18 protein-coding genes are annotated in these 17,700 nt (G+C 60.9%); 8 read left to right on the forward strand and 10 right to left on the reverse strand.

Going from position 1 to position 17,700, the window contains the following annotated elements:
* Positions 1-109: 109 nt before the first annotated feature.
* From QMK33_RS02855 to QMK33_RS02865, 3 genes are all read right to left on the reverse strand, one after another.
* The gene (locus QMK33_RS02855) at positions 110-490 is read right to left on the reverse strand and encodes a hypothetical protein (RefSeq protein WP_283563036.1); all 381 of its coding nucleotides are present in this window, start codon (positions 488-490) and stop codon (positions 110-112) included.
* A 116-nt stretch (positions 491-606) separates the two neighbouring features.
* Positions 607-1,365, reverse strand: coding sequence for a TIGR02757 family protein (locus tag QMK33_RS02860; RefSeq protein ID WP_283563037.1), 759 nt, complete (start codon positions 1,363-1,365; stop codon positions 607-609).
* Positions 1,366-1,512: 147 nt separating this feature from the next.
* On the reverse strand, positions 1,513-2,481 hold the full coding sequence (locus QMK33_RS02865) for a LysM peptidoglycan-binding domain-containing protein (RefSeq protein ID WP_283563038.1): 969 nt from the start codon (positions 2,479-2,481) through the stop codon (positions 1,513-1,515).
* Positions 2,482-2,691: 210 nt separating this feature from the next.
* On the opposite strand from QMK33_RS02865, the gene kdsB reads away from it, so the two are divergent.
* A complete protein-coding gene (kdsB, locus tag QMK33_RS02870; RefSeq protein ID WP_283563039.1) occupies positions 2,692-3,450 on the forward strand; it encodes a 3-deoxy-manno-octulosonate cytidylyltransferase in 759 nt (252 codons plus the stop codon).
* 88 nt (positions 3,451-3,538) lie between these two features.
* Here kdsB and QMK33_RS02875 read toward each other — a convergent pair whose 3' ends face one another.
* Positions 3,539-4,264: a TonB family protein gene (locus QMK33_RS02875; RefSeq protein ID WP_283563040.1), complete on the reverse strand. Its 726-nt coding sequence runs from the start codon at positions 4,262-4,264 to the stop codon at positions 3,539-3,541.
* Between the two features lie 114 nt (positions 4,265-4,378).
* Positions 4,379-4,792, reverse strand: a complete 414-nt coding sequence (locus QMK33_RS02880) for a DUF1622 domain-containing protein (RefSeq protein WP_283563041.1) — start codon at positions 4,790-4,792, stop codon at positions 4,379-4,381.
* 77 nt (positions 4,793-4,869) lie between these two features.
* On the opposite strand from QMK33_RS02880, the gene QMK33_RS02885 reads away from it, so the two are divergent.
* The gene (locus tag QMK33_RS02885; RefSeq protein WP_283563042.1) at positions 4,870-5,196 is read left to right on the forward strand and encodes a hypothetical protein; all 327 of its coding nucleotides are present in this window, start codon (positions 4,870-4,872) and stop codon (positions 5,194-5,196) included.
* Here QMK33_RS02885 and QMK33_RS02890 read toward each other — a convergent pair.
* On the reverse strand, positions 5,193-6,614 hold the full coding sequence (locus QMK33_RS02890; RefSeq protein ID WP_283563043.1) for a CCA tRNA nucleotidyltransferase: 1,422 nt from the start codon (positions 6,612-6,614) through the stop codon (positions 5,193-5,195). The genes QMK33_RS02885 and QMK33_RS02890 overlap by 4 nt on opposite strands.
* A 280-nt stretch (positions 6,615-6,894) precedes the next feature.
* On the opposite strand from QMK33_RS02890, the gene QMK33_RS02895 reads away from it, so the two are divergent.
* Both QMK33_RS02895 and QMK33_RS02900 read left to right on the forward strand, forming a co-directional pair.
* Positions 6,895-8,412 carry a glycoside hydrolase family 28 protein gene (locus tag QMK33_RS02895; RefSeq protein WP_283563044.1) on the forward strand — a complete coding sequence of 506 codons (1,518 nt, stop codon included), beginning with the start codon at positions 6,895-6,897 and terminating at the stop codon, positions 8,410-8,412.
* 62 nt (positions 8,413-8,474) lie between these two features.
* Positions 8,475-9,461 (forward strand): glycoside hydrolase family protein, encoded by a 987-nt coding sequence (locus QMK33_RS02900; RefSeq protein WP_283563045.1) that lies wholly within the window; start codon positions 8,475-8,477, stop codon positions 9,459-9,461.
* A gap of 61 nt (positions 9,462-9,522) precedes the next feature.
* Here QMK33_RS02900 and QMK33_RS02905 read toward each other — a convergent pair whose 3' ends face one another.
* Together QMK33_RS02905 and mce are read right to left on the reverse strand one after the other, a co-directional pair.
* A complete protein-coding gene (locus QMK33_RS02905; RefSeq protein ID WP_283563046.1) occupies positions 9,523-10,095 on the reverse strand; it encodes an L-threonylcarbamoyladenylate synthase in 573 nt (190 codons plus the stop codon).
* A gap of 238 nt (positions 10,096-10,333) precedes the next feature.
* Positions 10,334-10,741 carry a methylmalonyl-CoA epimerase gene (gene mce, locus QMK33_RS02910; RefSeq protein ID WP_283563047.1) on the reverse strand — a complete coding sequence of 136 codons (408 nt, stop codon included), beginning with the start codon at positions 10,739-10,741 and terminating at the stop codon, positions 10,334-10,336.
* 192 nt (positions 10,742-10,933) lie between these two features.
* Here mce and QMK33_RS02915 point away from each other — a divergent pair, with 192 nt between their 5' ends.
* The 4 genes from QMK33_RS02915 to QMK33_RS02930 all read left to right on the forward strand — a co-directional run bounded on the left by QMK33_RS02915 (position 10,934) and on the right by QMK33_RS02930 (position 16,284).
* A complete protein-coding gene (locus QMK33_RS02915; protein WP_283563048.1) occupies positions 10,934-12,148 on the forward strand; it encodes an IscS subfamily cysteine desulfurase in 1,215 nt (404 codons plus the stop codon).
* 104 nt (positions 12,149-12,252) lie between these two features.
* Positions 12,253-12,669, forward strand: a complete 417-nt coding sequence (iscU, locus tag QMK33_RS02920; RefSeq protein ID WP_223650196.1) for a Fe-S cluster assembly scaffold IscU — start codon at positions 12,253-12,255, stop codon at positions 12,667-12,669.
* A 146-nt stretch (positions 12,670-12,815) separates the two neighbouring features.
* Positions 12,816-13,142: a HesB/IscA family protein gene (locus QMK33_RS02925; RefSeq protein ID WP_283563049.1), complete on the forward strand. Its 327-nt coding sequence runs from the start codon at positions 12,816-12,818 to the stop codon at positions 13,140-13,142.
* Positions 13,143-13,311: 169 nt separating this feature from the next.
* Entirely contained in the window at positions 13,312-16,284 is a 2,973-nt protein-coding gene (locus QMK33_RS02930; protein WP_283563050.1) for a PAS domain-containing protein, read from the forward strand.
* A gap of 35 nt (positions 16,285-16,319) precedes the next feature.
* Here the strand turns inward: QMK33_RS02930 and QMK33_RS02935 are convergent, their stop codons facing one another.
* Positions 16,320-16,769: an ankyrin repeat domain-containing protein gene (locus QMK33_RS02935; protein ID WP_283563051.1), complete on the reverse strand. Its 450-nt coding sequence runs from the start codon at positions 16,767-16,769 to the stop codon at positions 16,320-16,322.
* Positions 16,770-16,810: 41 nt separating this feature from the next.
* On the reverse strand, positions 16,811-17,638 hold the full coding sequence (murI, locus tag QMK33_RS02940; protein ID WP_283563052.1) for a glutamate racemase: 828 nt from the start codon (positions 17,636-17,638) through the stop codon (positions 16,811-16,813).
* Between the last annotated feature and the right edge of the window lie 62 nt (positions 17,639-17,700).

Below are 17,700 nucleotides of genomic sequence, written 5' to 3' on the forward strand. Positions count from 1 at the left end.
GGCGGGCAGCTCGGGGCGTTTGGAGTTTTTGAACATGAATACGTGTATGTGGGAAATAGTAGAACGCTACCCTGTTGACAATTACGCTACGTCGTTGAAGCTCGTATTTTTATGCTGATGTGTCTGGGCCAGTTGAGTTATGTAACGCCAGCCATAACAGATTGAATGCCTGTGTATCTGCTGCTTCGTATTGGGCCTCGGTAAATACACGGCCTGAATCGGTCCACAGCCCCATATTCCGGTCAGAGGGTGCGTAAAGAATAGGTTTACCACATGCGTCAAACCCAATCTCTCGTTCCGCCTGACCAGTGTCTTCCTCTACTTCGATAAGCCAATAAGCTACCTCGGCCAGTTTCTTATGGTAGTCAGGACTGCCCATGGGAACCCACCAGAACACGGCTTGCAACAAAGTACCCACCACCTTTTCGGTCAGCGAGTACGCTATTTTATTGGTAGGCTGCTCTATCAGCTTGATAATAGTTGTTGGCATCTCCCCTTTTTACCAGCGTGGAGCAATTGACCGCGCATCAAGGCACTTAATAAGCTATCCAAATAGGTCTTGGGCGAGCTGCCCGATATCTATTTAACGTATTGATTATCAAAACATTATCCTACACCCTCCCCAAACAGCGCGAAGTCGTACTTCACCGGGTCGTTGGGGTCGAGCAGGCGCAGGTTGGCGGTGAGTTCCTCGGCGGCGGGCCAGTCTACTTTATCACGTTTCAGTAACCCCAAAAGGCGCGCCTGGCGCTCCACGTGCACGTCGATGGGGCAGATTAACTCACTGGGCGAGAGGCGCGTCCAGAGGCCGAAATCGACGCCGTTGGTGTCGCGGCGCACCAGCCAGCGCAGGTACATGTTGAGGCGCTTGCAGGCCGAGTTGCGGGCGGGCGTGGCCACGTGCTTGCGGGTGCGGGTGGGCGCGTCGGGCAGGCTGAAAAACAGGTCGTGGAAGTTGATGAGCCGCTCGCGCATAGTTGTGCCGCGTAAGAAGGCGTCTTCCAGCGAGTTATGCGTTTCGTAGAACCAGCGCAGCCAGTGCACGAAGTACAGCAGGTCGGTATCGCAGAAGGTGCGGTGGCAAAACTTGAGCAGCCGCTTGAGGTCGTCGTCCTGGTGCTGGGTTACGAACTGGTAGGGCGCATCGTCCATGCGCGTCATCAGCTCGGCGGTTTTTTTGAGGATGGTGGGGCGCTGGCCCCAGGCCAGCAGCGCGGCAAAGAGCCCGCTGATTTCGATATCCTGCAACTGGCTGAACCGGTGCGGAATGCTGACCGGGTCTTTCAGCAGAAACTCGGGCTGGTTGTACTGGTTAGCGCGCGCATCGAGGAGGATGCGCAACTCGTTAATCTTTAGGTTATCCATTTGTGTATCAGCCTCAAAAAGAACGTCATGCCGAGTTTACCGAAGCATCGCTACCGCGCCTTTTGAGTTGGTAACTCCAGTGGCGCGGTAGTAATGCTTCGACAAGCCCAGTATGACGTTCTACTAGCTTTAATAATTCCGCGGGCCCTACGGCACGTAGCTGGTTTCGACGCGGAACTTGGCGTCGGTGGTGCCCAGCTTTTGCACGGCGCGGGGCGAGAGGCGCACCAGGATGTTGTCGTTTTCGCCGGTGTCGGGCAGCGTACCGATGACGCGCACGTACACCGACTGGCCGTTCATCTGGTTCTTCACCTGCATAATGGTGCCCACGGGGGCCGTTTTGTGCAGGGCCAGATACTTATCGGTGCCGCTGTTGCCGATGGCCGAGGCAATGCCCACGTCGGTTTTGCGGGCTACCAGCTCGCTGGCGCGGGTGGGGCTGCGGGTTTCGGCGGCCTCTTCGCGCTTTTCGGCGGGCGTGGCGGCGGTTACGGTGGCAATCTGGGCCGGCGCGGTGGGGTTAATCTTCGGCGTGGAGGCGGGGGTATCTGAGGCAGCGGGGCGGGCGGCGGCTACCGGAGTGGCCGCTACGGGCGCAGCCCCGGCCTCGGCGGCGCGCAGCAGCAGCTCCTGGCCCACGCGCACCGACCCGCCGCTGGGCAAGTGATTAAGCAGCAGCAGCTCGGCGGGCGAGAGGTTGAAGCGGCGGGCAATGCCAAACAGCGTTTCGCCTTTGGCTACGGTGTAGCGGTCGGGCACGGTGGTGGTGGCGGGCGCAGCGGCAGCGGGCGCGATGGCAGCCATAGTTTTGGCCGGAGTAACCGCCGCAGCCGCGGCACTGGCGCGGCCGGCGGGCCGCGGTATCAGCACCACTTCGCCAATGCCGAGGCCGCTTTTCAGCTGCGGGTTGGCGGCGGTAATCTGGTCTACCGTCACTTTGTAGCGGCGGCTGAGGGCAAACATGGTTTCGCCCTGGGCCACGCGGTGGCGCACGAAGCGCTGGCCGTTGCGCATTTCCTGGCCGATGGAGTCGGCGGGCAGGCGGTGGCCGGCGGGCGGCGTGGCCAGCGGGCCGTGCAGCGAATTAAGTATCAGGAAGGAAGCAAGCAGACTCATGCGCAGAAGCAAGGCTAAAAATGTACCAAAACCAGCGCTCGGCCGGCCCCGGCTCAGTGCCAGCGGTAGGCAAAGTAAATAGCTAGCGGCCGGGCGGCGGTAGTTTCGGGCCCAAAGCCAGCCGGCCAGCCCCCGTTTTGCAGCCGGAAGCCGGGCCAAAGCACAGGCTCCTTCACCTATTCACCAACTCACTCCTTCACTCCTTCCCCCATGTCTGCTCTCGGCATCATTCCGGCCCGCTACGCTTCTACCCGCCTGCCCGGCAAGCCCCTCGTGGACCTGGGCGGCCAGTCTATGATACAGCGCGTGGTGGCGCAGGCCCGGCGGGCGGGCCTGGCGCGGGTAGTGGTGGCCACCGACGATGCGCGCATTTTCGACCACGTGCGCGGCTTTGGGGGCGAGGCCGTGCGCACGCGCCCCGACCACCCCAGCGGCACCGACCGCGTGTGGGAGGCGTTTGAGCTACTAGGCCAGCCGGCCGAGGTGAGCTGCATCGTGAATATTCAGGGCGATGAGCCCTTTATCCACCCGGCCCAGATAGATGCGCTGGTCGATTTATTCAGCCAAAGCCCGCCGCCGGCCATTGCCACGCTCATCAAGCCCGTGCTCACGGAGGAAGAATTATTCAGCCCCCACCTGCCCAAAGTAGTCACCGACCAGCGGGGTAATGCGCTGTATTTCAGCCGCCACCCCCTCCCCTACCAGCGCCAGCATGCCCCCGCCGAGTGGCTGGCCCACCACCGCTACTACCGCCACCTGGGCCTGTATGCCTACCAGCCCGCCGTGCTGCGCCAGCTCACGCTGCTGCCGCCCTCGCCCCTGGAGCTGGCCGAAAGCTTGGAGCAGCTGCGCTGGCTGGAAGCTGGCTTTCATATTCAAACCGCTGTCACTGAGCTGGATGCCTTTGGCATCGACACGCCCGAAGACGTAGTGCGGGCGAGAGAGCGACTGCGCAGCTTTGTTGACTGATGGGGTGCAGCCAAGCGTAGCGCTGGTTCGAAGGCACTGCACAATAACAAGTATTGCTCATTTACGAACCACCCATTGCCTATCCGCCTCAAGGCTTTTCCTGCATACTGAAGCGGATGCGCAGGGTGGCGGGCACGCGCACGGGCTGGCCGGCGAGGCGGGCGGGCGTCCACCAGGGCATGAGGCGCACTAGGCGCAGGGCTTCTTCGTCGAGACCTGCGCCGATGCCTTTGGCCACCTCGGCGTCGAGGATGCGCCCGGCCTCGTCTACCACGAAGCTCACAAACACGTCGCCGGACAGGTTCTGGACCTTGGCGGCCTCGGGGTAGCGCACGTTTTGCTGCAAGTAGGTGCGGTAGGCCTCCACGCCGCCGGGGTAGGTAGGCTGCTCGTCGGCGAGGTTGAGCAGGCCGGCTACTACCTCTACCCCCGCCGCGGCGGTGTTGCCACCCACCCCCACCGCATGCATGGTGAGGGCTACGGGCCCCGCGGCTTTCAGGGCCACCGTTTGGGTCTGATAGCCAGCGCACTTGAGCGTGAGCACGGGGTTAGGCAACTCGCTGGACAGCAAAAAGTTGCCAGCGGAATTGGTGGTAGCGTTGGTGGCCGCGTCTTTCATCGTGATGAACACGCCGGGCAGCGGGTCGCCCTTATCGTTGATAATGCGCCCCGTAATGGCGAGCGCCGCCGGGCGAGCCGCAGCTACTAGTGGGGCGGCCGCGCTTTGGCTGGGCAAAGCCGCCGCTGCGCCAAGTACCCAGGCTGCGACCAGCACCTGACGCGTCACCCGAAAGTGCAGTAAATATTTATTCATCGAAAAGTACAGTATAGATGGGAATACCTCACAAGTATAAGTAGTTAGGCGTTAATTTTCCTAACCAGTCATCCCGAATTAATCCTGTATGCATCTATAAGCTTCGGGGCGGCATTAGTTGCGCTTAGCCTGGCCTACTGCCTCCTGCTCGGGGCCGCTTTCGCGGCGCTCCTGCTGCATTTCTTTGGATAGAAAAAAATTGAGCGCCGTACGGATAACGGCGATGGCCCCGAGCTTGCCAATCTGCTCCCAGCTGGGGGCAATGGCCGTGGAGAGAATATCGGCTCCCAGCTGAAATTCCAGCGCCAGGGCGAGGTAGCGCGCCAGCGTGAGCCGGATGGCCGTGAAATCGGTTGTGCGCCGGGCCAGCAGCGCCCGCGCCAGCAGCCCGCCCGCCACCACAATGCCCAGCGAAATAATGAGCGCCCCCACCACTTCCACGCCCAGCTTCAGCCACTGCACACCGGCCACTACGCCTTCCTCGGTATGCGAAAAAAGCGTGGCGGGCACCTCGGGAATTGGCAGCATAAAGATTAAACGCTTATGGTGAAACGGCGCTAATGTGCCAACTGTATCTTGCTCACTCATCTCAATTGTAATTAAGCGTGAACTTATTACAGCTTATAGAATCAGTTTGGCAAGGGACATCTATTGAGGAAGTTGCGGCTCATCAAATTCCGCACCCAGATGCTGAAGAGGCAGGATTTTATATGCACAATGAAGCCAACCTGAATAGTCAATTAGTTTTTTTCGACTTGGAGCAGGTACCACCCTACCTATTTATCACAGTTGCCGACAAAAAGCATGAATCTTTCTTCTCCCTATCTGAATTAGCGGATTTTATACCAGAATATACCAATTCTTTAGGCAAAACAGCTACCCCACAAACTGTGGCAGAGGCCCTGATACACTATCACAAATACGGCGCCTAATTAACCACCGCTACCAGCCCCAGCGCCGCGCCACGCTTGCGCAGCAGCGCGTAGGCGGGCTCCCACTCGTTGGGCACTTCGCCTTCCAAAATGGCTTCCAGCACGGCTTCTTTCAGCTCGCCCACCTGGCGCGAGGGCTTGAGGCCGAAGGTTTCCATGATGACCTCGCCGGTGATGACGGGTTTGAAATTGCGCAGGTGGTCCTTGCTCTCGATTTCGCGCAGCTTCTCCTCCACCGTGTCAAAGTTGCTGAGGTAGCGGGCTTTACGCTGGTGGTCCTTACTGGTAATGTCGGCCCGGCACAGCAGCATGAGGCGGTCGATATCGTCGCCGGCCTCGAACAGCAAACGCCTTACGGCAGAGTCGGTTACGATGGCCTTACTCAGCACAATGGGCCGCAGATGCAGGCGCACGAGCTTCTGTACCATGCGCATTTCCTCGCCCAGCGGCAGCTTGAGGTCGGTAAAAATCTGCGGCACCCAGCGCGCGCCTTTGTCCTCGTGGCCGTGAAACGTCCAGCCCACTTTAGGGTCGAATCGCTTGGTGGCGGGCTTGGCAATGTCGTGCAGAATGGCGGCCCAGCGCAGCCACAGGTCGCCGCCCGCAGCAGCCACGTTATCAAGCACTTGCAGGGTATGGTAAAAATTATCCTTGTGGGCGTGCTGGCCCACTTTCTCCACGCCGTGCAGCAGCGCCATCTTGGGGAAAATGAGTTGAAGCAGACCCGTCTGAAACAGCAGCTTGAAGCCGTAGCTGGGCACCGGCGACTCCACTATCTTATTGATTTCGACCGTAATCCGCTCCTGCGACACAATCTTAATCCGCTCCTTGTTGCGGCCGATGGCGTCGAACGTGTCGGGCTCAATGTCGAAATCAAGCTGGCTCGCAAACCGGATGGCGCGCAGCATCCGCAGCGGGTCGTCGGAGAACGTGATATCGGGCCCCAGCGGCGTGCGGATAATTTTGGCGGCCAGGTCCTTCATGCCGTCGTAGCGGTCAACGAGCGCACCGAAGTCGGCGGCGTTCAGGCTCAGGCCCAGCGCGTTGATGGTGAAGTCGCGGCGGGCCAGGTCGTCTTCCAGCGTGCCGGCCTCCACCTCCGGCTTGCGGCTTTCGGCGCGGTAGCTTTCCTTGCGGGCGCCCACAAACTCGATTTCGCCGGCCTCCTCAGTGGGTAGCATGGCGGTGCCAAAGTTCTTGAACACCGTGACGCGGCCGCGGCCCGGCAGCCGCCGCCCCACTGCCTCGGCCAGCCGAATACCGTCGCCCACGGTCACCACATCAATGTCTTTGCTGGCCCGTTGCAGCGCCAAATCGCGCACGTAGCCGCCAATAACGTAGGTCGGCTGGCCCAGTTCCTGAGCGGCGTCGGCAATGGTGCGGAAAATGGGCAGGTCGGGCAGCGTGGGCGTAGTCATGGGGCAGCGCAGTTTTAGTAAAATCGGGGGCCGCACTGCCAAAAACCGGCGGCCGGCGCGGGCAATGCGAACTACAAAGTTGGCACCCGCGGGCCGTTGGCGGGTGCTACCCCGCCCCGCGCTGCCTCCACCACCCGGCCAACCAGCCGCCCGAGTGGTGCTTGCTTACCAAAAACTAGCCAGATACTTTCGGGAACTGCCCTACCCAGGCCCGCCGAAATACCTTGCGCTACCGGGCGGCGGCATTCCTACCCGCCGGCCCGCGCTTTTGCTTATGCGCATGTGCACTACTTTCCGGGGCTGGCCGCTGGCGCTGGCCGCCTTGCTGCTGGGCTGCCGGGCGGCCCTTCCAACCACCGTTACTAATACCGCGGCGGCTTCGCTGGCAGCACCGCGCCCCCCGCAGGTGTTCAACGTGCGGGCCTACGGGGCCGTGGGCGATGGCCGCACCGACGACGCGCCCGCCCTGCAACGCGCCCTGGATGCCTGCGCGGCGGCCGGAGGCGGCCGGGTGCTGGTGCCGGCCGGCGCCACGTTCGTGGCCGGGCCGTTTGCGTTGCGCTCGCACGTAGAACTGTGCGTGGAAAGCGGGGCCACTATCCTGGCCAGCCCCGACCTGAGCCGCTACACCCAATCGGCCTTCGCCGCCGACAACCTGGGCGAGGGCAGCCGCTGGATAAGCGCCGACAACCTGGAGCAGGTAACGCTGTGCGGCGGCGGCACCATCGACGGCAATTCCCAGGCCTTTCTAGGCCCCGAAAGCGGCGACGCCCTCACCGTGAAGCGCGGGCCCAACGGCGAGGATATGCGCCCACACGTACTCACGCTGGTGGGCGTTAAGGGACTGCGCATCCGCGACTTAGCCATTGGCAACGCGGCCTACTGGAACATTCACCTGGCGGGCTGCGACGACGTGGCCATTTCCGACCTCACGGTGCGCAACGACCAGCGCGTGCCCAACAGTGATGGCATCGACGTGGACCACAGCCGCCGCGTGCGCATCACCAACTGCCACATCGAGTCGGGCGACGATGCCATCTGCCTCAAAAACCGCCGCGAGTTTGCCGACCGCGGGCCCTGCGAAGACATTACCGTGAGCAACTGCACGCTCATTTCGCGCTCGTGCGCCTTCAAAATCGGGTCCGAAAACGTGGACCATATTGGCCGGGTGGTAGTCGATAATTGCGTGGTGAGCGGCAGCAACCGGGGCTTGGGCATCCAGAACCGCGACGAGGGCACGGTATCCAACGTGCTGTTTTCCAACATCATCGTCGAATCACACTATGTTTCGGGTACCTGGTGGGGCAAGGCCGAACCGATTTACGTCACCGCCTTTCGCCGGCCCGACCACGGGGCCAGCCGCCGCTACGCCCCCGGCCAAACCGAGGGCCGCGCCGGGGCCGTGCACGACATTTATTTCAGCAACATAAAGTGCCAGAGCGAAAACGGCATCTACGTGAGCGGCGAAACGGCCGGCCTGGTCAGCAATATTTTCTTCGACCAGGTTGATGTGCAGCTCACCAAAACTACCGCCCTGCCCGGCGGCGTGTACGACCAGCGCCCCGCGCCCGGCCCCGGCCTGGTACCGGGCAGCACGTCGGCCTTTTACCTCGACCGCGCCAGCGCTATCACGCTGCGCAACTGCTCGGTACGCTGGGGCGCCAACCCGCCCGCCTACTTCGCCCACGCCCTGGAAAGCCACGGCGTAACGGGCCTGCGCCTGGGCGGCCTCACGGGCGAATCGGCCTTTCCGAAGCGCTTGGCCGCCGCGAAGGAGTACCCCACGCCCACGAAATAAAAAATCGTTTGTCATTGCGAGCAGCGCGAAGCAATGACAAATTATTGATATCCACCCACGCTATGTTACTGAAAATCTGGATTTTACTACTTTCACTGCTACCCCTGGCTCAGCCCGCCCGCAGCCAGCCGCGCCGTTTGCGGGCGCTGGCCTCGCCGGTGCTGCTGCGGGGCGATGCCCGCACGGCCTACCGCGACCCGGCCGTACTCTACGAAAAGGGCACGTTTTACCTCTACTACACGCTGGTCGAAACCGAGGCCGACGGCCGGGTGTACTCCTACGTGGCCTTCAGCACGAGCCGCGACCTGAAAGCCTGGACGCCCGCCCAAAAAATCACGGAGCGCAACCAGAACCTCGATTATTCGAGCCCCGGCAATATCATTCGCGTTAAGAACGAGTGGGTGCTGTGCCTTCAAACCTACCCGCGCCCCAGCTACACCGCCGACCAGATGCCGCGCTTCGGCACCGGCGACGCCCGCCTGTTTCTCATGCGCAGCCCCGACCTGCGGCATTGGTCGGCCCCCGAGCTGCTGCGCGTGAAAGGCCCCACCGTGGACGAAAAAAGCCTGGGCCGCATGATTGACCCCTACCTGCTGCCCGACCCCCGGCAGCCGGGCCAATACTCCATCTTCTACAAGCAGAACGGCGTGAGCCGCTCCACATCTACTGACCTGGTTACCTGGACGTTCGCCGGCTCGGCCGAGTCGGGTGAGAACGTCTGCGTATTATCCGAACCCGACGGTTACTACCTCTTCAACTCCCCCAAAAACGGCATCAACATCAAGAAATCCAGCGACTTACAGCACTGGGTCGATTGGCAGCCGCTCATCACCCTGGGCCAGGGCCAACCCGGCTGGGACTGGGCCAAAGGCCGCCTTACCGCCGGTGCCGCCCTCGACCTGCGCCACGTGCCGGGCGTGCGGCGCTACCTGCTTTTTTTCCACGGCTCGGGCCCGCTAACCGAGGAGCAGGGCGACTTCGACAAAAACGCCTCCATCGGCCTGGCCTGGAGCACCGACCTGCGCACCTGGCACTGGCCGGGCGAGTAAGCTGTTGGCTATAAGGTGTTAAGGCCTATTCAGAAAGGGCCTCTACAAGCCATCAACCAACTTACTCGCGCACCACTTCAAGCTTGCCGCCCGGCCCCAAGCGCACCACCCGCGAGGGGGCCACGCGGGTAGCATCATCCTGCCGCCAGGTCACTACGTGCCCGACGCCGCGCACCAGGGCCGCATCAACTTCAGCAAATACGGCGGGCGCCGGCTCACCGGGCTTGTTGGCCGAGGTGGAAACCAGTCCGTGGCCCAGGCGACGCACCACTTTGTGGCAAAATTCATCCTGCGTCACGCGCAGGCCCACCGTGCCATCGGGAGCCAGCAGGCCAGGGGCAATGGCCCGGCTGGCGGGCAGGATGTAGGTAGTGGGCCGGGTTTGGGCAGCCAGGGCGGCTTCCAGCTCGTCGGGCACCTGGGCGGCGTAGCGGCGTAGCATGGCCAGGTCGGCTACCAGCACAATGCTGGGCTTGCCTTCGGGGCGGCCCTTCAGCTTATAGAGCTTTTCTACGGCGCGGGGCACTTCAGCGTCGCAGCCCAAGCCCCACACCGTATCGGTGGGGTACAGAATTACCTCTTGGTTGAGCAGCGCATCGACTGCTATATCAACTTCTTGCCTGAAAAAGACCACAGATTCAAACGGATTTAACGGATTACGCAGATACGCCGCTTACGCGGCTGACTACGTGGGAGTACTAATAGTACGGGTTATTGGTTTAATTTCAGCCAATTGCAGGCGGCTACTATGCCCCATACTAGTAGCAGGCCGAATAAGAGCGCGGCCATCCCGAAGAGTCCGGCAATAGCCCGTCGCTCAGACCAGTTGCTGGTTGCATCCAGCGCTTCCATAAACCAGTCGTAGAGACGCTTCACGGTCGTATTTCCTGACACAACTCTACTAGTACGCCGCCGGCGCTTTTGGGGTGTACGAAGCAGACTAGCTTATTATCGGCTCCACGCTTGGGCACTTCATTTAATAATACAAAGCCCTCGGCGCGCAGGCGGGCCATTTCGGCCACGATGTCATCGACCTCGAAGGCTACGTGGTGAATGCCCTCGGGCTTCTTCTCCAGGAATTTGGTGATGGCGCTGTCGGGGCTGGTGCCGGCCAGCAACTCGATTTTGGAACCGCCGATTTGGAAGAAAACAGTGTCTACGGCCTCGCTGGGCACGTGTTCGGTTTTGTAGGGCGGCTGGCCCAGCAGGCGCGTGTAGAGGTCGGTGGCGGCGGCCAGGTCGCGCACGGCCAGGCCCAGGTGTTCGAGGTTGGTAAGCATAGGGGTAGGTAGCTGGCTGGGCCAACGGCGCAAAGCTACCGGCCACAATTTGGAGCGAATCAAGTAATACCGTTTTTTAGACAGATTCCAGCTATTTTTGTGGATTCGAAAAAACTGTTTAGGCCAAAATTCTGTTTCAAAGGCAGTCAAAGCTTAACTTTAGACCTTACTAGCAACATCCAGCCCAGCGCCATGCTTAAGCTACCTATCTACTTGGATAATAACGCCACCACGCCGCTCGACCCGCGCGTGCTGGAGGCCATGATGCCCTACCTGACCGACGTATTCGGCAATGCCGCTTCGCGCAACCACCCCTTCGGCTGGGCGGCTGAAGAAGGTGTGGACTACGCCCGCAACCAGATTGCCCAGCTTATCAACTGCGACCCTAAGGAGATTATCTTCACCAGCGGCGCTACTGAGGGCGACAACCTGGGTATCAAGGGCGTGTATGAGATGTACAGCCAGCGCGGCAACCACATCATCACCACCACCACCGAGCACAAAGCGGTGCTCGACACCTGCAAGCACATCGAAAAGCTCGGCGGTAAGGTAACCTACCTGCCCGTGAACGACAAGGGGTTGATTAGCCTCGACGAACTGGAAGCCGCCATGACGCCCCAGACCATCCTGGTGACCATCATGTACGGCAACAACGAGACGGGCACCATCCAGCCTATCCGCGAAATCGCCGCCATTGCTCATAAGCACGGCGCGCTGTTTATGACCGACGGCACCCAGGCTACCGGCAAAATTCCGGTGGATGTGCAGGCCGATGGCATTGACATCATGGCCTTCACGGCCCACAAAATGTACGGCCCCAAGGGCGTGGGCGCGCTCTACGTGCGTCGCAAAAACCCGCGAGTAAAAGTAACCGCCCAGATGGACGGTGGCGGCCACGAGCGCGGCATGCGCTCGGGTACCCTCAACGTGCCCGGCATTGTGGGCTTCGGCAAGGCCTGTGAGCTGGCCCGCCTCGAAATGGCGGCCGACACCGAGCGTCTCAGCAAGCTGCGCGACCACCTGGAGCAGTCGCTGCTGCCCCTCGAAGAAAGCTACGTGAACGGCTCGGTAGAGCACCGCCTGCCCCACGTCACCAACATCAGCTTCAAGTACGTCGAAGGCGAAGGCCTGATGATGGGCGTGAAAGACCTAGCCGTATCGTCGGGCTCGGCCTGCACCAGTGCCTCGCTGGAGCCCAGCTACGTACTCAAGGCCCTAGGCCTGAGCGACGACCTGGCCCACAGCAGCCTGCGCTTCGGCCTGAGCCGCTTTACCACCGAGGAGCAAATTGAGTACGCTATCGGCCACGTAAAAGAAGCCGTAACCAAGCTCCGCGAAATGTCGCCGCTCTGGGAAATGCACAAAGAAGGCGTTGACCTCAGCACCATCGAGTGGGCCGAACACTAGGGTTTAATTAAAAATTGAGAATTAAAAATTAAAAATGGCTTTCCCCCGTTCTTAGCGTCTCAATTTTTAATTCATAATTTTTAATTTTTAATTCAAAACAAGCCATGGCTTACTCCGATAAGGTAATCGACCATTACAGCAACCCCCGCAACGTGGGCACGCTCGACAAAAGCAAAAAAACGGTAGGCACCGGCCTCGTGGGCGCACCCGAGTGCGGCGACGTAATGCGCCTGCAAATTGAGGTGGATGAGGCCACCAACACCATCACCGATGCCAAGTTCAAGACGTTTGGCTGCGGCTCGGCCATCGCCTCGTCGTCGCTAGCGACGGAGTGGCTGAAGGGCAAAACCGTGGACGAGGCCCTGGCTATCGACAACATGGAGATTGTGGAAGAGCTGGCCCTGCCGCCCGTGAAGATTCACTGCTCAGTATTGGCCGAAGATGCCATCAAGATGGCCATCAACGACTACCGCGTGAAAAACGGCATGCCGGCCCTGGAGTTGGAGAAGTCGCACCACTAAGCTGACTCGCTTGTAAGGAAGACGACCCCGGCCTGGGGTCGTCTTTTTTTTGCTATTTAGAATCCTTCTTAGTGATATCTTTGTTGTAGAAACGTAGCCGGGCGGAGCGGCTCCTTCTTTCTACGCACCTTTAGTACTTACGCATTATGATAACCGTTTCGGATAAAGCCAAGGAGAAGGTGGAGCACCTGATTCGCGACTCGCAGCTCGATAACACCTACCGCCTGCGCGCCTCGGTGGCCGGTGGCGGCTGCTCGGGCCTGAGCTATAAGCTGGACTTTGACAACGAAATGCGCCCTATGGACCAAGAGTTTGAGGACAAAGGCGTGCGCGTAGTAGTTGATATGAAGAGTTTTTTGTACCTAGCCGGTACTGAGCTGGATTTTTCGGATGGCCTGAATGGAAAGGGCTTTCAATTTCATAATCCAAATGCCTCACGCTCATGTGGTTGCGGTGAAAGTTTCTCCGTGTAGCCCCTTATTCAAATACAGCCTGAAAGGCCTCCGCGCGTTAAGCACGGAGGCCTTTTTTATACCTTGCAAGCCTGTAGCGCAATGGCCGCGGGCCGAAGCTGGTCCGTGCGGTGGCGCTTTCTTTTTAGTTGGCTTAATGGCTTCCGCTTCCTCCGAGTTTAGTTTTTCTTTGGCCGACGACCTTTTGCAAGCCACGCTGGCCGTGTCGCTCACGGCCATTAATGTGCTGCGCCCGGTGCTGGGCCCTGCGGAGGAAGTGCTTGATTTTGTGCTGGAATACGTGAACCCGGCCGGCCAGCTTCTGGCCGGCTTGCCCGAGCAGCCAGCAGGTACGCTGGGCACATTATTTCCGCACGCGCGGGCCAACGGCCTGCTGGATTTTTACCGCCAGGTATTCACCACGGGTGAAGCGGGCACCTACAATTTCAACTACGAAGCCGAGGGCCGGAACGAGTTTTACCTGGTGGCCGCACGGCGTAGCGGGCCGCGCCTGGTAGCGAGCCTCAGCGACAGCGCCAACCACGAGCGCTCGGCCGTGGAGCAGATGCTGCGCGCCAGCCAGGCCCGCGAGCAGGCCGCCCGCGCCGAGGCCGACCTCCAGCGCCAGCAGCTGCACAACATGTTGCAGCAGGCCCCAGCCATGATATGCGTGAATGCCGGGCCGCACCACGTGTTTGAGTTTGTGAACCCACCCTACCAGGCGCTGGTGGGCCAGCGGCCGCTGGTGGGCTTGCCCGTTGCCGTTGCCATGCCCGAGCTGGCCGGCCAGTCCATTTTCGAGTTGCTCGATGAGGTGTATCAAACGGGTAATACCTTCTACGCCAATGAGATGCTGGTACGTCTCGACCACGACAACAACCAGCCTGCGCAGTTGGATAGGCGCTACTACAACTTCATTTACCAAGCTCGCTATAGCCTGGCGGGAGTTATCGACGGCATTTTCACGTTTGCCTACGAGGTAACGGCGCAGGTGCTCGCCCGCTACCAAGTGCAGGACCTGAACGAGGAACTGGCGGCTACCAACGAGGAACTGATGGCCGCCAACGAGGAGTTTTTAGCCAGCAACGCGGAGCTGGGGCGGGTGCAGCAACTGCTGCGCCAGCTCAACCAGGAGCTGGAGAACCATGTGGCCGAGCGCACCCAGGAGCTGGTGCTGGCCCAGGCCGAAACCGAGCGGCAGCGGCAGCGCTTGTCCCGGTTTTTCAGCCAGGCCCCGGCGGCCATCTGCATTCTCGATGGCCCCGAACTGACCTACGAGCTAGTGAATGGGGCCTATCAGCGGCTGTTTCCGGGCCGGCAACTGCTGGGCCTGCCGCTGCTGGAAGCCCTACCCGAACTGGCCAACCAGCCCATGTGGCGCACGCTACGCCGCGTGTATGAAACGGGCGAAACGAACGAAGAAATCGGCATCCGCATCCCGGTAGCCAAGTACGAGGGCGGCCCGCTGGAAGACCTTTACTTCCACTACATTCAGCAGGCCCGCTACGACGAGCACGGCCGCATCGACGGCGTACTCATCTTTACGCTCGATATGACGGAGCAATTTCTGGCTCAGCAGCAACGCAAGACCCTGCAAACCGAGGTGCTGGTAGCCGCGCAGCGCCAAATGCAGCAGCGTGAGGACCTGTACCGGCTGTTTGAGCGCACGCCCGCCGCTATTAGCTTGCTGCGCGGCTACCAGCACCGCATCGAATACCTCAACCCCGCGTTTCAGCAGCTTTTTCCGGGCCGCCGCCTGCTGGGCCGCCCCGTTGGCGAGGCGCTGCCCGAAGTGTTGGCCCAGGGCTTTGTGGCGCTGCTCGACCGCGTGTACCGCACGGGCGAAACCTACTACGGCAGCGAGGTACCCCTGCACATAGCCCCGCTGGCCGATGCCCCGGCCGAAATCCGCTACCTCAATTTCACCTACCAGGCCTACCAGGAAACCGGCCAGACGGCGGGCATCTCCGTGTTTGCCTACGACGTGACCGAGCAGGTGCTGGCGCGCCGGCAGCGGGCCACGGCGCAGGCCCAGCTGCAAGCCGTGCTGGAGCAGGCCCCGGTAGCCATTGGCATTATTCGGGGGCCAGAGTACATCATTGAGATTGCTAACCCCCTCATTGCCAGCATTTGGGGCCGCACTGCTGAGCAGCTGCTGGGCCAGCCGCTGTTTGAGGCGTTGCCCGAAGTACGCGACCAGGGCTTTAAAGAACTACTGGATAAGGTGTTGCGCACTGGCGAGGCCTTTGTAGCGCAAGAAGTAACCAGCCTTTTGCAGCGCCCGGAGGGCCTGCAAACCGTGCACCTCAACTTCGTATACCAGCCCCTGCGCAACGCGGCGGGGCACCTCACCTCCATCGCCATTGTGGCCACGGAGGTAACCGAGCAGGTGGCCGGCCGCCGGCAGGTGGCCGAGGCCAACGAGCGCCTGCGCGCCTCCAACGCCGAGCTGGACCTGGCCAACCAGCAGCTCACCCGCACCAACGTAGACCTAGACAACTTCATCTACACCGCCTCGCACGACCTAAAGGCGCCCATCACCAACATCGACGGCCTGCTCACGGCCCTGCAAGAGCAGCTGCCGCCCGCGGTGCGCCGGGCCGAGCAGGTGCAACCCCTGCTAGCCATGATGGAGGGCGCGGTAGAGCGCTTTCAGAAAACCATTGCCCACCTTACCGATATTTCCAAGCTGCAACAGGCTCACGACCAGGTGGCCGAAGCCGTGAACCTGGCCGCGCTGGTAGAAGACGTGCGCCTCGACCTGGCCCACGAGCTGGCCGCCGCCCAGGCCCAGCTGCTGGTAGATGTGAGCGGCGGCGCCAGCCTGTCGTTTTCGCCCAAAAACCTGCGCAGCATCGTCTACAACCTGCTCAGCAATGCCATAAAGTACCGCGCCGAGGGCCGGCCGGCCGTGGTGCAGCTCCGCAGCTCCACCACGGCGCAGGGTCAGCTCCTGCTTCAGGTGCAGGATAATGGCCTGGGCCTGAGCGAAAGCCAGCAAGGCCAGCTCTTTACTATGTTTCAGCGCCTGCACAACCACGTGGAGGGCTCGGGCGTGGGGCTGTATATGGTGAAGAAAATAGTGGAAAACGCGGGCGGCACCATCACGGTGCAGAGCCAACTGGGCGTGGGCACCACATTTACGGTAATGCTTTTTACATAATTAATTGATTATCAATTAATTATGTAAAAATATGACTAGGCATCGCCACCCGGAGCGGGAAAGGGGCTGGCGAGGCTTTCGAAAAAAAGCCTCGCCACACTGTTATAGTTAACGCACATTTCGGCGGCGCTTTCGCCACTCTTGTCCTTTTTGGTGTAGTCTGCCCCGTTTTGCACAAGCAGCTCGACGGTTTCGTTGGAGATAGCGTCCGTTTCCCCGTTTAGCATGGCTTGCACGGCCACGTCTACTGCCACGTGCAAGGGCAGCGTATAAACCCGCTGGGGGTCTGGGTTCGGGTTGGCTCCCTGCGCCAATAGAAATTTCACCAGTTCCACGTTCATCGTGTCCACGGCAATCAGCAAGGGTGCATCCTGGCGGGGAGAGACGTAGTTTACGTCTGCGCCGGCTTGCACCAGCTGCTTTACCAGGCCGATATCTTCGCTGGCAACTGCTAGCAGCAGCTGCTCCTGGAGGTTGCTAGTCATGGGCTTACGCTATGCTGCTGAAAACTTCCGGAACTTCAGCGCTACTCCCACAGTGGGTAATGGTCCAGCTGCACTTCCTGGCCAAAGAAGATGCGCGTGCTTTCCTCGAACGAACGCGTAAAATCGCTCACATAGAACTGGTGGCGCGGCCCCTGCTCGGCAGAAGCGGCCAGCAGCTGGCGGCTTGCCAGCGCCTCGGCCACGGTGGCGGCTACCACATCGGAGGGGTCGAGCACGGCCACGCGGCCCTGGTAGTAGGCCTCCATCTGGGGCTTGATGAGCGGAAAGTGCGTGCAGGCAAGTACCAGGGCATCAATATTTTGCAGCATCTCGTGGTCGAGGTAGGCGCGGATAATCTCCTCCGACACGCGGCCGGCGAAGAAGCCTTCCTCAATCATGGGCACCAGCAGCGGGGTGGCCAGCGCGTGCAGGTCTACGCCCACGTCGAGCTGGTCGATTTTTTTGCGATAGATGTTGGAGCCCACCGTTTGCTTGGTGCCAATGAGGCCCACCGGCCGGCCGGCGTAGTGCTGGCCCACGTAGGCCACCACGGGGTCTATCATGCCCACTACCAGCGCTTTAGAGCCCACATACTCACGCACTAGCTCGTAGGCCGCTGCCGAGGCCGAGTTGCAAGCAATGAGAATGAGCTTGCAGTGCTGGCGCAGCAGCACATCGCAGATTTTGACGGCGTAGGCCTGGATGGCGGCCGTGCTCTTCTCGCCGTAGGGCAGGTGGGCGGTATCGCCGAAGTACACCAGCCGCTCGTGGGGCAGGCGCTGGGCCACGGCGCGGGCCACGGTGAGGCCGCCAATACCAGAATCGAAAATGCCAATGGGCCGGGCGGCCGGGTTGGGGGTAGCTGTCATAGGTGGCGGCAAAGGTGGGGCGGCGCGGCGGTTGTGCCCAGCGTAAGTAATGCCGGCAGCGC

Source organism: Hymenobacter sp. H14-R3 (assembly GCF_030063445.1).
Taxonomy (GTDB): Bacteria; Bacteroidota; Bacteroidia; order Cytophagales; family Hymenobacteraceae; genus Hymenobacter.